General features: G+C 64.7%; 11 protein-coding genes and 1 pseudogene. 7 read left to right on the forward strand and 5 right to left on the reverse strand.

The window, feature by feature from the left end:
- Positions 1-31: 31 nt before the first annotated feature.
- Complete coding sequence (locus PQQ51_RS27205) at positions 32-583, reverse strand: glutathione peroxidase (RefSeq protein WP_408500154.1); 552 nt, start codon at positions 581-583, stop codon at positions 32-34.
- Positions 584-1008: 425 nt separating this feature from the next.
- Here PQQ51_RS27205 and PQQ51_RS27210 point away from each other — a divergent pair, with 425 nt between their 5' ends.
- Positions 1009-1446 (forward strand): carboxymuconolactone decarboxylase family protein, encoded by a 438-nt coding sequence (locus tag PQQ51_RS27210; RefSeq protein WP_408500155.1) that lies wholly within the window; start codon positions 1009-1011, stop codon positions 1444-1446.
- A gap of 63 nt (positions 1447-1509) precedes the next feature.
- On the forward strand, positions 1510-2202 hold the full coding sequence (locus PQQ51_RS27215; protein WP_408500156.1) for an FMN-dependent NADH-azoreductase: 693 nt from the start codon (positions 1510-1512) through the stop codon (positions 2200-2202).
- A gap of 25 nt (positions 2203-2227) precedes the next feature.
- Here the strand turns inward: PQQ51_RS27215 and PQQ51_RS27220 are convergent, their stop codons facing one another.
- On the reverse strand, positions 2228-2935 hold the full coding sequence (locus tag PQQ51_RS27220) for an NADPH-dependent F420 reductase (protein WP_408500157.1): 708 nt from the start codon (positions 2933-2935) through the stop codon (positions 2228-2230).
- A gap of 124 nt (positions 2936-3059) precedes the next feature.
- Between PQQ51_RS27220 and PQQ51_RS27225 the strand changes: the two genes are divergently transcribed.
- The 4 genes from PQQ51_RS27225 (at position 3060) to PQQ51_RS27240 (ending at position 9581) form a co-directional block, all read left to right on the forward strand.
- Complete coding sequence (locus PQQ51_RS27225; RefSeq protein WP_408500179.1) at positions 3060-3956, forward strand: LysR family transcriptional regulator; 897 nt, start codon at positions 3060-3062, stop codon at positions 3954-3956.
- Positions 3957-4291: 335 nt separating this feature from the next.
- A complete protein-coding gene (locus tag PQQ51_RS27230) occupies positions 4292-4867 on the forward strand; it encodes a DUF2760 domain-containing protein (RefSeq protein ID WP_408500159.1) in 576 nt (191 codons plus the stop codon).
- On the forward strand, positions 4864-6741 hold the full coding sequence (locus PQQ51_RS27235) for an Hsp70 family protein (RefSeq protein WP_408500160.1): 1878 nt from the start codon (positions 4864-4866) through the stop codon (positions 6739-6741). Before PQQ51_RS27230 ends, PQQ51_RS27235 begins: the two co-directional genes overlap by 4 nt.
- Positions 6738-9581 carry an Hsp70 family protein gene (locus PQQ51_RS27240; protein ID WP_408500161.1) on the forward strand — a complete coding sequence of 948 codons (2844 nt, stop codon included), beginning with the start codon at positions 6738-6740 and terminating at the stop codon, positions 9579-9581. Before PQQ51_RS27235 ends, PQQ51_RS27240 begins: the two co-directional genes overlap by 4 nt.
- Before the next feature lie 89 nt (positions 9582-9670).
- Here PQQ51_RS27240 and PQQ51_RS27245 read toward each other — a convergent pair whose 3' ends face one another.
- Positions 9671-10699 (reverse strand): GGDEF domain-containing protein, encoded by a 1029-nt coding sequence (locus PQQ51_RS27245; protein ID WP_408500163.1) that lies wholly within the window; start codon positions 10697-10699, stop codon positions 9671-9673.
- Between the two features lie 266 nt (positions 10700-10965).
- On the opposite strand from PQQ51_RS27245, the gene PQQ51_RS27250 reads away from it, so the two are divergent.
- On the forward strand, positions 10966-12195 hold the full coding sequence (locus PQQ51_RS27250) for an amidohydrolase family protein (RefSeq protein WP_408500165.1): 1230 nt from the start codon (positions 10966-10968) through the stop codon (positions 12193-12195).
- Between the two features lie 69 nt (positions 12196-12264).
- Here the strand turns inward: PQQ51_RS27250 and PQQ51_RS27255 are convergent, their stop codons facing one another.
- A complete protein-coding gene (locus PQQ51_RS27255) occupies positions 12265-12891 on the reverse strand; it encodes a Pvc16 family protein (protein WP_408500167.1) in 627 nt (208 codons plus the stop codon).
- 24 nt (positions 12892-12915) lie between these two features.
- Positions 12916-13336, reverse strand: a pseudogene (locus PQQ51_RS27260) (ATP-binding protein); the annotation flags it as partial.

The raw sequence follows: 13336 nt of genomic DNA on the forward strand, positions 1-13336 counted from the left end.
ACGGCCCGATGAGCCGCTTGCCGGGTTAGCTTCAGGCCGCCTTCGCAAGCTCGGCGTCGATCGCGGCGACGAGGCGCGGATCGTCCGCGGCGACATCCGGCGAGAATCGGCCGACCACTTCACCATTGCGGCCGATCAGGAATTTTTCGAAATTCCACAGCACGTCCGTCTGATTCTCCGGATTCACGCCATAGCCTTTCAGTCTTTCGCGGAACGGGCCTTCGCCGGTTGCGGCAGGTTGCGCGTTGACGAGGCTCGCGTATAACGGATGGCGATCGTCGCCAAGCACCGAAATCTTCGAGAACAGCGGGAAATGCACGTCGTAATTCGTCGAGCAGAATGAAGCGATCTCGCTGTCGCTGCCCGGCTCCTGGCCTTTGAAATTGTTGGCGGGAAACCCGAGTACTTCGAGGCCCTTCGCGCGCTTGTCCTGATACAGGCTTTCGAGCCCGGTGTATTGCGGCGTCAGTCCGCATTGGGATGCCACGTTGACCACCAGCAATACCTTTCCTCGATAACTGCCGAGGCTCGTTTCGTTGCCGTCGATTGTCTTCAAAGGAATGTCGTACAAAGCCTGTGCCATGAATGAAAGCTCCTGGTGGTTGAGAGGTAGACCGCGACGTGCGCGAGCCAGCGGCAAGACTAACGGATTCGGCGCAGCGCTGCTGGCGCGTCCGAAACGCCGCGCGAGCTACCGGCCCAGCCGCTCCATCGGGAAGTCAACGAAACTGCGCACGCGCGCGGACAGGTGATCGGCGTGGCGCTCGGGCTGCATTCGGCGTTCTTCGTCACGGGGACGCTGCTGGTTGCCTGTGCGGGATGGTGCTCGCGGCGCAGCGGTCTTCGGCCGCTCAAGCGGTTTAAGGCGCCTTAAAAGGCACCTTAAAAGGCACCCTAAAGTGGTTACCTGAAAATAGGAAAAATCGGTCATTTAATCAAGCCAGTCGAGCGTTTAATCTGCACTCACCGCCTGACACGCAGGCGTCCATTCAGACCACGGAGTGCATCATGGAACAACGTCTCGACTTCTACAAAGCCAATCCCGCCGCGATCAAGGCGATGCTCGCCGTCGAAGAACGCATCGGCAAATCCGGGCTCGAAAAATCGCTCGCGGAACTGGTCCGTCTGCGGGCTTCGCAGATCAACGGCTGCGCGTTCTGCGTCGACATGCACGTCACCGACGCCCGCAAAGGCGGCGAAACCGAACGCCGTCTGGCCACGGTCGTGGTGTGGCGCGAAACGCCCTTCTTCACCGACCGCGAACGCGCGGCGCTCGAATGGACTGAAGCGCTGACGCTGGTCTCGCACGAGCACGTGCCCGATGCCGTGTGGCAAGCAGTACGCCCGCATTTCAGCGACGAAGAACTGGTCGACCTGTCGCTGCTGATCGCCGCGATCAACGCGTGGAACCGCTTTTCGATCGGCTTTCGCAAAATGCCGGCCTGAGCGCGCCACACCCAGCGCCGCTACTAATTTCCAGATTGAACCGGTTTGCCGAGGAAGCCAGTCATGAGAATCCTGCACGTCGACGCGAGCGCCAAACGCGAGCGATCCAACTCACGCGCGCTCGCCCGCTTTTTCCTGGAGCGCCTGCGCGATGAACACGTGAACGTCGAAGTCGATTATCTCGACGTCACAGTCGATACGCCGGCCCACGTGAACGAAGCGTTCGCGATCGCGACCTACACGCCGGCGGCGGAGCGCACGCCCGAGATGAAAGCCGCGCTGGCACCGTCGGATGCGTTGTGCCGGCGTCTGCTCGAAGCCGACGCGTGCGTGTTCGCGATGCCGATGTACAACTGGTCGATGCCGTCCGCGTTCAAGGCCTATGTCGACAACATCACGCGCGCCGGCCTCACGTACGTGAATGGGCCCGATGGCCGGATTCACGGCGTGCTGACACGGCAGAAAGTGCTGTTCATCACGAGTCGCGGTGCCGATCTGCGCGTCGAGCCGTATTCGTCGATGGATGCGTTGACCCCTGCATTGCGCGCGGCTTTCGGCTTTATCGGCGTGGCCGAGCCGGGTTTCGTCGATGCACAGCCATTGCAGTTTTCCGAGCCGGCCGCGCGAATGGCAGCGCTCGAACGCGCGCGCGCCGAGTTGTCGACGGTGGCGGCCAAATGGGCGGCGGCTGTCGAAGCACAGCCGGCTTCGCCGGTGCAAACGAACCAGGACGCGATGGCGTCAAGCGTCGCATGACACGCGGCGCGCGACTGTGCTCATCTCACCGTCGCCACGAACCGTGCGGCTGTTCGGCATCGCGGGTTGCGGCCGCCAGGCCCCCGATGAGTCCCGCGCGATTAAACGGAATGCAATACACCGGCTTCGCGCGCTCGAATCGCCAGCTCTCCGCGAGCGCACCGGCATCCACCGGATCGAAACCGAATTCATCGACGAGCGCGCTCACGATCTGGCGGGCGTCCGCGTAGTCGCTCGCGAGCGGTAGCGCGCGACGGTTCGCCGTGCCGGCAGGTTGACCGCTGCGGCTGATTTCACCGCGCTCCGACGCTGCGCCGTCGGCACTGCTGCGCGGATCGAGGTCCTTCGCGAGAATCGCGTTGAATGCCTTCACCACCCGCGCTTGCGGCAAAGCCGCGGCGAGCAACTGGCTCGTGGTGGTCTCGCGTTTGTCGAGCGCTTCGATCTGCCCGTCACGATCGGGGTAGTAGTTGCACGTGTCGATCACGATCTTGCCGGCCAGCGCTGTGGCCGGCAGCCCATTCCTCCGGTTGAACGGCACCGCGATCACGACCACGTCGCCGAATCGCGCGGCCTCTTCCGCGCTGCCGGCTTCGCAGCCCAGTTCCGCGGCCGTGTCCGCCAGCGTGCGTGGATCGCGCGAATTGCTGATCATCGCCTGATGACCCGCGCGCACCGCCAGCGCGGCCATCGCGCTACCGATGAAGCCCGCACCGAGAATTCCGATTTTCATTGCTCACACTCCGTATTGTCAGAGGCGGCGCCCGGTCGGGCGCGCTTGGGAACACTATGATTCAAAACCCGAACCGGATAAATGTGCATAATTCGACGGGTGTCGAAACCATGAGTGGGGAATGATGGATCGTCTGACCAGCATGGCCGTGTTCGTCAAAACCGTCGACAGCGGCTCCTTCGCGGCCGCAGCGCTCGCGTTCGGCATGTCGTCGCAGATGGCGGGCAAGCACGTCAGCACGCTGGAAGAGCGGGTCGGCGCACGGCTCCTCAATCGCACCACGCGCCGCCAGAGCCTCACGGAAATCGGCCAGATCTTCTACGAGCGCTGCAAGGCGCTGCTCGCCGACGCCGAAGCCACCGAAGCGGTCGCGCACGATCTCTCCGCCGCACCCCGCGGCCGCTTGCGGATTACCGCGCCGGTCACATTCGGCACCTGTTGTCTCGCGCCGATGATCACGCGTTACCTGAAGGCCAATCCGGAAGTGCGGGTCGAGCTTGCGGTGACCGACCGCTTCGTCGATCTGATCGACGAGGGGTGTGAAGCCGCGATCCGGCTGGGATCGCTCGCGGATTCCACGCTGATTGCCCGGCAATTGATGCCGTACCGGCTCGTCGCGTGCGCCGCGCCCGCTTATCTCGCCGAGCGTGGCGAGCCGCACACGCCGCAGGATCTGATCGGGCACGAGTGCCTGAGCTTCGTGTACACGAGCTTGCCGGTCGCGACCGAGTGGCAGTTCAGCGACGCGCGCGGCCACTACACGGTGCCGGTCGCGGGCCGCTTTCAGGCCAACGACGTGAAGGCGCTGCTCGCCGCGGCGCTCAGCGGCGGCGGCGTGATGCTCGCACCCGAGGTCGCGGTGCGCGACGAGCTGGCCACCGGCCGGCTGGTGCGCGTACTGACCGGTTATGAAACGCCTGCGCGGCCGATGCATCTGGTGTTTCCCGCAAGCCGCGTGACGCCGAAACTGCGCGCGTTCATCGATCAGGTGGTCGCGGAATTCGGGCCGGCCGCCGTGTGAACCGGATACCGCGAGTCTGGACGCGCAACGCTGCCCGGTGCGGCCCGATCCGCCAATCTGCACCCATTGCCCGCTAGAATGGCCGGCTTTGTCTGCTTCGGGCGCGCTTCATGATCAACGCGCGACCAACATTTGAACAACACAAGGCAAAATACGGGTTTTGCACGGCCGAAACGCGCCGTGCAAGCGGATCCGGATGGATCAGACCTCGGCGGCGAGTGCTGCCACCGACCTTCGCCAGGACGCACGACAACGGCCCAGCGTAACTTTCAGGCCCGTCGCGTGCGCCACCGCCAGGACAGCTCGTCCTTTAACAGAGCCCCTCAGGAGCATTGATGACCGATTCGAACCCTTCTTTTCTCGGCAGGATTTCCATTGCCGTCAGCACGTTTTTCAGCATTCTCGGCGATGGTGAGTTCGCCGCCGGGGTCGTGCGTCTGCGTAACGGCGCTGTAGCGCCCGCAGCGGCGCCGACACCGACACCCGCGTCGGCTCCCGCGCCCGCTCCCGTTGCGCCCACACTGAAAGAAGCCGGCCCCGAAGCCGCGCTGCAACTGCTCGGCCTGCTGCAACGCGACGCGCGCCTGATCGATTTCGTCGAAGAAGACATCAAAAGCTATAGCGACGCCGACATCGGCGCCGCCGCGCGTCTCGTGCACGAAGGCTGCCGCGCGACGCTGCGCGAGCATTTCACGATCCGCCCGGTGCGTGACGAGGCCGAAGGCAGTCGCGTCACGCTGTCCGAAGGCTTCGACGCCACCGCCGTGCGCCTGACCGGCAACGTGGTCGGCCAAGCGCCGTTTACCGGCACCATCAGCCACCGCGGCTGGCGCGTGGATGAAGTGCGTCTGCCGAAGCTCACGCAGAGCCACAACGCGAAGATCGTCGCACCGGCCGAGGTCGAGCTATGAGCGACGCAGCGAACGCAAACGCATCCCGCTATTCGATCGGGATCGATCTCGGCACGACCCATTGCGCGCTGTCTTATGTAGACACGGCGGTGGACCCCACAACAGGCGACGCCGAAAAAATCGCGCAACACGTATTGCCGATCGCACAACTCACCGGCCCCGGCGCAATCGACAACCTCGATCTGCTGCCATCGTTTCTGTACCTGCCGCATCCGGACGAACTCGCGTCGGGCGACCTGTACCTGCCGTGGACCGGCCAGCGCGAATTCGCGGTCGGCGAATTCGCCCGCAGCCGCGGCGCGGCCACGCCGATCCGGCTCGTGTCGAGCGCAAAAAGCTGGTTGTGCCATCCGGGCGTCGACCGTCGCGCGGCGATCCTGCCGAACGACGCGCCGCCCGAAGTCGCGCGCGTGTCGCCGCTCGAAAGCTCGGTGCGCTATCTGACGCACTTGCGCGAAGCGTGGAACCACGCGCATCCGGACGCACCGTTCGACCAGCAGGACATCACGGTGACGATTCCCGCGTCGTTCGATCCGGCCGCCCGCGAGTTGACCGCCGAGGCCGCGCAAGCCGCCGGTTACACGCGCATGACGCTGCTCGAAGAGCCGCAAGCCGCGCTCTATAGCTGGATCCAGAAGAGCGGCGGGCAATGGCGCAAGCAGGTCAAGGTCGGCGATATCCTCCTCGTGGTGGACGTCGGCGGCGGCACCACCGATCTCTCGCTGATCGCGGTGATCGAGCGCGACGGCAATCTGGAACTGCACCGCGTCGCGGTCGGCGAGCACATTCTGCTCGGCGGCGACAACATGGACCTCGCGCTCGCGCACGGGGTCGCGCGCAAGCTCGCAGCGCAAGGCACGCAGGCCGATGCATGGCAATTGCGCGCCCTCACCTACGCGTGCCGCTCGGCGAAGGAAACGCTGCTCACCGATCCGTCGACGGATACCGTGCCGCTCGTCGTGCCGAGCCGCGGCTCGAAGCTGATCGGCGGCTCGATCCGCACCGAACTCACGCGCGCCGAACTCACGCAGACAATCCTCGAAGGCTTCTTCCCGCATGTCGACAGCGCCGCGCGGCCGGTGAGCCGCGCGCGTGCCGGCCTCACGCAACTCGGTCTGCCGTATGCGCAGGACGCGGGCATCACGCGGCATCTGGCAGCCTTCCTCGGCCGTCAGGTCGGCGCGCTCGCCGAGCTCGAAAGCCTGCGCGGCCAGGTCGATGAAAACGCGAGCTTCCTGCATCCGACCGCCGTGCTGTTCAACGGCGGCGTGTTCAAGTCGCCGTTGCTGGTCGAGCGCATCATGGGCACGCTCAATACCTGGCTCGCGGCCGAAGGCGCGGCGCCCGCGCGTCTGCTCGAAGGCGCGGACCTCGATCTGGCGGTCGCGCGCGGCGCGGCCTATTACGGCTACGTGCGGCGCGGCAAAGGCGTGCGGATTCGCGGCGGCACCGCGCGTGCGTACTACATCGCGATCGAATCGGCGATGCCCGCCGTGCCGGGTCTGGAGCCGCCGATCCAGGCGCTGTGCGTCGCGCCGTTCGGGATGGAAGAAGGCACCGATGCCGCGTTGCCCGCGCAGGAATTCGGTCTCGTGGTCGGCGAGCCGGTGCACTTTCGCTTCTTCGGGTCGTCGGTGCGTCGGCAGGATCAGGTCGGCACGTTGCTGGACTTCTGGGGTCCTGATGAATTGCAGGAACTCGAAGAAATCGAGGCAACGCTGCCCGCTTCCGGCCGCAGCGCCGGTGAAGTCGTGCCGGTGAAACTGCATGCGCGCGTGACCGAAACCGGCACGCTCGAACTCGAAGCCGTGCCGCGCGGTACCGACGAACGCTGGAAAGTCGAGTTCGACGTGCGCGGCAGCGTCAATGCATGACCGCGATGAAGCGCTTCAGCGTCGGGATCGATCTCGGCACCAGTAATACGGTGCTCGCCTATGCCGAGGCGGGGTCGGCGGAGATTCGCGTCTTCGAGATCGAGCAGCTGGTCAGTCCCGGCGAGGTGGCCGCGCGGCCGCTGCTGCCGTCGGTGCGGTATCACGCGGCGGCGGGCGAACTGAGTGCGGGCGATGTGCAGTTGCCGTGGGATCCCCGGCTCGACGTGCCTGGGCTCGACGTCCCTGACAACGCGCAAACGCCGCCCGTCGTGATCGGCCGGCTCGCCCGCACGCTCGGCGGCCAGGTGCCGGGGCGGCTGGTCGCGAGCGCGAAGAGCTGGCTCTCGCACGCGTCGGTGGACCGGACCGCGCCGATCCTGCCGTGGGGCGCCGCGGACGAAGTCCGCAAGGTCTCGCCCGTCGAAGCCAGCGCGAGCTATCTGGGCCATGTGCGTGCGGCCTGGAATCAGCGCTTTCCAGATGCCCCGCTGGAAGACCAGCACGTGGTGCTCACCGTGCCCGCCTCGTTCGACGACGGCGCACGCGCGTTGACCGTCGAAGCCGCCCGCCTCGCGGGACTGCCCTCGCTCCGTTTGCTGGAAGAGCCGCAAGCCGCGTTCTACGACTGGCTGTTTCATCATCGCGACCATCTCGCCGACGAACTCGCGCACACGCGGCTCGTGCTGATCTGCGACGTGGGCGGCGGCACCACCGACCTCACGCTGATCGAAGTGAATCTGCGCGACGCCGGCGAGCCAGTGCTTACGCGCATCGGCGTGGGCAATCATCTGATGCTCGGCGGCGACAACATGGACCTCGCGCTCGCGCATCTGGCCGAGGCGCGGCTGTCCGGCGGCAGCGGCGGCGAGCGCGCGCGCTTGTCGGCAGCGAGTCTGTCGCAACTGGTCGAGCGGTGCCGCGGCGCGAAGGAACAACTGCTCGGACCGCAAGCACCCGACTCCGCATCGATCACGCTGCTCGGCGCGGGCTCGAAGCTGATCGGCGGCGCGCGGACCGCACAGGTCACGCGCGAAGAAGTCGAACGGGTGATTGTCGACGGTTTCTTTCCGGCCGTGAATGCGGACGCGCGGCCCGGCCGCCCGCGTGGCGCGATTGTCGAGTTCGGGCTGCCCTATGCGAGCGACGCTGCCGTCACCCGTCATATCGCGGCTTTTCTGAGCCGCTTCGCGGCGCAGTCGCGCAACGCGCTCGCCATGACGCCCGAAGACAGCGACGCTTCAACGCTGCCCGTGCCGGACACGCTGCTGCTGAACGGCGGCGTGTTCCGCGCTGAAGCCCTCACGCGGCGTCTCGCCGACACGCTCGGCAACTGGCGTGGCGAGCCGCTCAACGTACTGCGCAACGACAACCCCGACGTCGCCGTGGCGCGCGGCGCCGTCGCCTATGCGCTGGCCCGCTCGGGCAGCGCGCCGAAGATCGGCGGCGGTTCGCCGCGCAGCTACTTTCTCGTACTCGACGAAGCCGGCGCCGATGCGTCGGCCCAACGCGGCATCTGCCTGCTGCCGCGCGGCACCGAAGAAGCTCACGAAATCCTGATCGAAGACCGGACGTTCGCGTTGCGGCTCGGGCATCCGGTGCGCTTCCATCTGGTGTCGTCGAGTGCGGACACGGTCTATCAGGCCGGCGAACTCGCCGATCTCACGGGTAACGATTTCGTCAGGCTGCCGCCGGTCGCGACGATCGTGCAGCCGCGCGGTTCGAGCCAGACGCGCGAAACCGCGGTGCGCATCGCCACGTCGCTGACCGAAGTCGGCACGCTCGAAGTCCATTGCATCGAGCGAGACGATCCAGGCGAGCGCTGGCTGCTCGAATTCCAGTTGCGTCGCGAAGACGCACCTGTCGATCTTCCCGGTGCTCCCGCTGAAAAACGCCACCCCGCACTCGATGAAGCGATCGAACACATCGAGCGCAGTTTCGGCTCGCGTGCGCAGAAAATCGATCCGAAGGAAGTCAAACGCCTGCGCGCGCAGCTCGAACACCTGCTCGGTCCGCGAGAAACATGGAATAGCGCACTGTTGCGCGAGCTGTTCGGCGCGCTGTGGGAACGCGCGCGACGTCGCCGTCGTACGGCCGACCATGAACGACTGTGGCTCAATCTCGCAGGCTATTGCGTGCGGCCGGGCTTCGGATATCCACTCGACGAATGGCGGGTCGAGCAACTCTGGTCGCTGTTCGACGACGGCATTCAATATGTTCAGGAAAGCCAGGTCTGGTCCGAATGGTGGACACTGTGGCGCCGCGCCGCCGGTGGCCTCGACGAAAACGCGCAATTGCGCGTGCTCGACGCGATGACGTATCTGCAAACCGCCGCGCAATCGCGCCACAGGCTGCCGTTCGACGTGTCGAAAACCGGCATCACCGATATGGTGCGGTTGAGCGCGTCGCTCGAACGGATTCCGGTCGAACGCAAGATCGAGCTCGGCGAATCGGTGCTGGCGCGGCTACGCAAGCCCGCGGAAAATCACCAAAGCTGGTGGGCGGTGGGCCGGATCGGCGCGCGGCAACCGTTCTACGGCAGCGCGCATACCGTCGTGCCGCCCGAAGTCGCCGAGCAATGGCTGAACGAAATCCTCTCGCTCGACTGGAAGAAGGTCGACCCTGCCGCGTTCGCCGCCGTGCAAATCGCGCGCATGACCGGCGACCGCTCGCGCGACCTCACCGAGGATCTGCGTCACACGGTAGTGCGCCGGCTCGAAGCCGCCAATGCGCCGCGGGCGTGGATCACGATGGTGAGCGAAACGGTCGCGCTCGATAACGCCGACGAAGGCCGCGTGTTCGGCGAATCGCTGCCGGCGGGATTGAAGCTGATCGTGAGTTGAGACGCGCGGGGCGTTAGCGCGCTAGTGGCGGCCGCCGCTCGACCCAGGCGAGCTGCGGGAGATTGATCGGGATTCCGTATGAAAGCGCACTACGCCAGCGTCACCCGGTTCCTGCCGCTGTGCTTCGAGCGATACAGCGCCCGGTCGGCACTCGCGAAACCGTCGCGATGCGCAGTCCGCGACGCTTCGCCGATCCGCGTGAGCGCAGCGCCCACGCTCACCGTCACCACGCCGAGCGGTGAAGCGCTATGCTCGATCGCGAGATCTTCGACGCCCTGCCGCATCGTCTCCAGCGTGCGTTCGAGCACCGAGGGCTCGGCGTGCAACACCAGCAAGCCGAATTCTTCGCCGCCCATGCGCCCGACGATGATGCGTTCGCCGTCCGCCGCCGCCTGCATCACCGAGGCGACCTTGCGCAGGCAGTGATCGCCGGCCTGATGGCCGTAGGTGTCGTTGTACTGCTTGAACCAGTCCACATCGACGACGACCGAACCCATCAAATCGCCGTCGTCCGCTTCTTTCCATTTGAGCGTGATGCTCTCAAGCAGGAAACGGCGGTTGTACAACTGCGTGAGTGGGTCGATCGCGGTGGCCGTGCGCATTTTCAGATCGTTCTCGATCATCGCGCGCAAGTGATAGAACACCGCGCGCTGCCCGGCGTCGAGGCGTCCCGGCGACGGATCCATCGCGCACAGCGCACCGACGATCTCGCCGTTCGGCGCACGCAGCGCTATCGCCGCATAAAAGCGCACGAACGGGTAGCGCTGCACGAGCAGGCATTCGCCGAAGCGGGTGTCGTCGCGGGTATCCTCGATCACGAACAGCTCGCCGTCGCGCACCGCGTAATCCGCGAGCGAATGCGCACGCGTGATCAGCGGCATCGCCATGCCGACTTCCGCGCGATAGTGCTGGTGCTCGGCATCGAGCAGCGTGATCGCGGTGATCGTCGCGCCGGTCACGCTCTTCAGGATTTCCGCGGCGTGCGTGAAGCATTCGCGCATCACCTGATCATCGTGCAGCAACCACTCGATCACCGACGACTCCACTTCGGGTTCGCCCGTGGGCGAATCGGCCATCACGCGACTGGACAGGCGGTCGTTACTATAAGCAAGGTGCACGGCTGGGCTTCCCGAGTGGCATTGGCTGGTATCAACGGCAAAAATGCCCGGAACTTGAGTGGGCACAATGCGCTTTAGCAGGAATTTCCGTTCAGCGCATAGGGACCTATTCGCGTTTCCAGCGAACCGATAAACCAGCATTGCAGCAAGTACAATCGGCGCGCAAGCCGTGCGAGCCTTGGTGCACGGCCCTAACGCAATTCAACAGACAATTGGAAATCGCCTGCCGTGCAAATTTGCCTGCGCGCCGCGCGCCCCACCTGCTTATGACTTCGACTGGTACATCGGCACTCGCTGAACGCCTTTCCGATTCTTTACTCATCGCCAACGTCCGTCTGCCCGACGGCACGCGCGTCGATGTGTCGATTTCTGGCGGCCGCATCGCGGCAATCGGCGCGGACCTGCCGCGCACGCCCGGCGTCGCGATCGAGCACGGCATGGGTGCGCTGCTGCTGCCGGGTTTCGTCGAAGGCCACACGCACCTCGACAAGACCCACTGGGGCCTCGACTGGTATCGCAACGAGGTCGGCCCGAAGCTCACCGATCGCATCGAAAACGAGCGGCATTGGCGCGCGGCAAGCGGCCACGACGCGGGCAAGCAGTCGCTCGCGCTGGCCCGCGCATTTCTGCAACTGGGCACCACGCGGTTGCGCACTCATGTCGACGTCGACACCGACGCGGGTCTGCGTCATCTCGAAGGCGTGCTCGCCACGCGCGAGACGTTGCGCGATGTGCTCGATATGCAGATCGTCGCGTTTCCGCAATCGGGGCTGCTCGGCCGGCCGGGCACCGACATGCTGCTGGACGCCGCATTGAGCGCGGGCGCCGACGTGCTCGGCGCGCTCGATCCCGCGTTGATCGACGGCGACCCGGTGGCGTCGCTCGACCGGACCTTCGAGATCGCGCAACGTCATCACAAACCGATCGACATTCACTTGCACGAACCCGGCGAGGTCGGCGCGTTCACACTGGGGCTTCTGCTCGATCGCGTCGCCGCGCTCGGCATGCAGGGACAAGTGGTAGTGAGTCACGCGTTCTGCCTCGGCGCGCTACCCGAACGCGAACGGGACGCGCTGCTGGCACGGCTCGCCGATCTGCGCGTCGCGCTGCTGACCACCGCGCCGCCTGCGACGCCTGTGCCTCCGCTCAAAATCTGTATCGAACGCGGCGTGTCGATTTTCGGCGGCAACGACGGCGTGCGCGATACATGGACGCCCTATGGCTCGCCGGACATGCTCGAACGCGCGATGCTGATCGCGATGCGCTTTGGTCTACGCCGCGACGACGATTTAGCGCTTGCATTCGACTGCGTGAGCACCTATGCCGCACGCGCGTGTGGATTCGACGATTACGGCTTGCGCCCCGGCGCACGTGCCGATCTCGTGCTGGTTGACGCGGATACCGTCGCGCATGCGCTGGTGGCGCGGCCGCCTCGCAGGCTGGTGGTCGCGCACGGGAAGATCGTCGCGCGCGATGGTCAGGGCGTTGGCTATTAAGCTCGTTTTTCGCACTCGGATAATCGAGCTGGCCTGTTGACTCGTCAATCAAGTATGGCCATGCATCGATCACGATGCCTTTATCTTCTGGGTAACGCCTTGCTCCAGATCGGCCTCGGTAGTGAGGACGCCGACCGCAGTGACAGGCACAGCAGCACTTAACGTGATCGGAACGGTCACCGACGCATACAACGACAAGCGCGGCTTGTTGCCGAGCGATTGCCAGAAATTGCCAAGGCTGTTCAGCTCGTCTTTCGGCGCGATCATTCGCGTGTAGGAGCCGGTCAGTCCCGGCAACGTACGATTGTTCACCAGTGCATTGACCACCTGATTCATGACTTTAATCGCCTGATTGTCCGGCGCACTCGCAGGACTATCTCCGCCGCCGCCCCCCTGAGTAGAGTCCCAATAGGTGATCAGGTAGTTGCAATTCACATTGACCCAGCCGGGGGAAATAGTGACGGCATTTGTCGTCTTGTCAGGTACTGAACTCGTTCGCGACTGACCCGTTCTCAACCGCAGATCCTCATGAATTTCGTACAGGAATACGCTCAACGTCGGTTCACTGGGTAAGTTGTCGAGATCAGGGAGATCAAAAGTAATAATAACGCCCTTGGTAACATAGGACAGCAGGATCGTGTTCAACGAATTATTCACATTGATGATATTCGTATCAGATGTTATTGGAGTGCTCATGGTGACTTTCTCCGCATAGATGAATCACATAATCAACCGGCCGACCTTCGCCAGTTCGCGTTTAAGTGCAACTTCGATATGCGCAAGCGTCACCCTGCCATCGGGGTTCTCTGAAGCCAACCAGCTCGCCAGCAACGCAATATTCCGGATACTTGCTCCGGTGATGTCGGTGCGACGCGCGAGGGCACCGAAATCGAGATCGTCGGACAATGGGATGCCCTTCGGCCAGATCGTGCGCCACATCGTTTCGCGCAATGCGACATCCGGAAAAGTGAATCGGGTGATGAACGTGAACCGCCGGCTGAACGCATCGTCCAGATGACTGCGGTTGTTGGTGGAAAGGATCACGAGTCCCGGGTAGTTCTCGAGGCGCTGCAACAGATACGAGACTTCAATGTTAGCGTGCCGGTCTTGTGCATCTTTCGCCTCGCTACGCTTGCCGAAC

This window comes from Paraburkholderia xenovorans, assembly GCF_046030735.1.
GTDB classification, from domain to species: Bacteria; Pseudomonadota; Gammaproteobacteria; order Burkholderiales; family Burkholderiaceae; genus Paraburkholderia; species Paraburkholderia xenovorans_A.

What these genes read in the sequence shown, in the direction of transcription:
- PQQ51_RS27205 (WP_408500154.1), bottom strand. Translation starts at nt 583, where the DNA reads ATGGCACAGGCTTTGTACGACATTCCTTTGAAGACAATCGACGGCAAC.
- PQQ51_RS27210 (WP_408500155.1), top strand. Translation starts at nt 1,009, where the DNA reads ATGGAACAACGTCTCGACTTCTACAAAGCCAATCCCGCCGCGATCAAG.
- PQQ51_RS27215 (WP_408500156.1), top strand. Translation starts at nt 1,510, where the DNA reads ATGAGAATCCTGCACGTCGACGCGAGCGCCAAACGCGAGCGATCCAAC.
- PQQ51_RS27220 (WP_408500157.1), bottom strand. Translation starts at nt 2,935, where the DNA reads ATGAAAATCGGAATTCTCGGTGCGGGCTTCATCGGTAGCGCGATGGCC.
- PQQ51_RS27225 (WP_408500179.1), top strand. Translation starts at nt 3,060, where the DNA reads ATGGATCGTCTGACCAGCATGGCCGTGTTCGTCAAAACCGTCGACAGC.
- PQQ51_RS27230 (WP_408500159.1), top strand. Translation starts at nt 4,292, where the DNA reads ATGACCGATTCGAACCCTTCTTTTCTCGGCAGGATTTCCATTGCCGTC.
- PQQ51_RS27235 (WP_408500160.1), top strand. Translation starts at nt 4,864, where the DNA reads ATGAGCGACGCAGCGAACGCAAACGCATCCCGCTATTCGATCGGGATC.
- PQQ51_RS27240 (WP_408500161.1), top strand. Translation starts at nt 6,738, where the DNA reads ATGACCGCGATGAAGCGCTTCAGCGTCGGGATCGATCTCGGCACCAGT.
- PQQ51_RS27250 (WP_408500165.1), top strand. Translation starts at nt 10,966, where the DNA reads ATGACTTCGACTGGTACATCGGCACTCGCTGAACGCCTTTCCGATTCT.
- PQQ51_RS27255 (WP_408500167.1), bottom strand. Translation starts at nt 12,891, where the DNA reads ATGAGCACTCCAATAACATCTGATACGAATATCATCAATGTGAATAAT.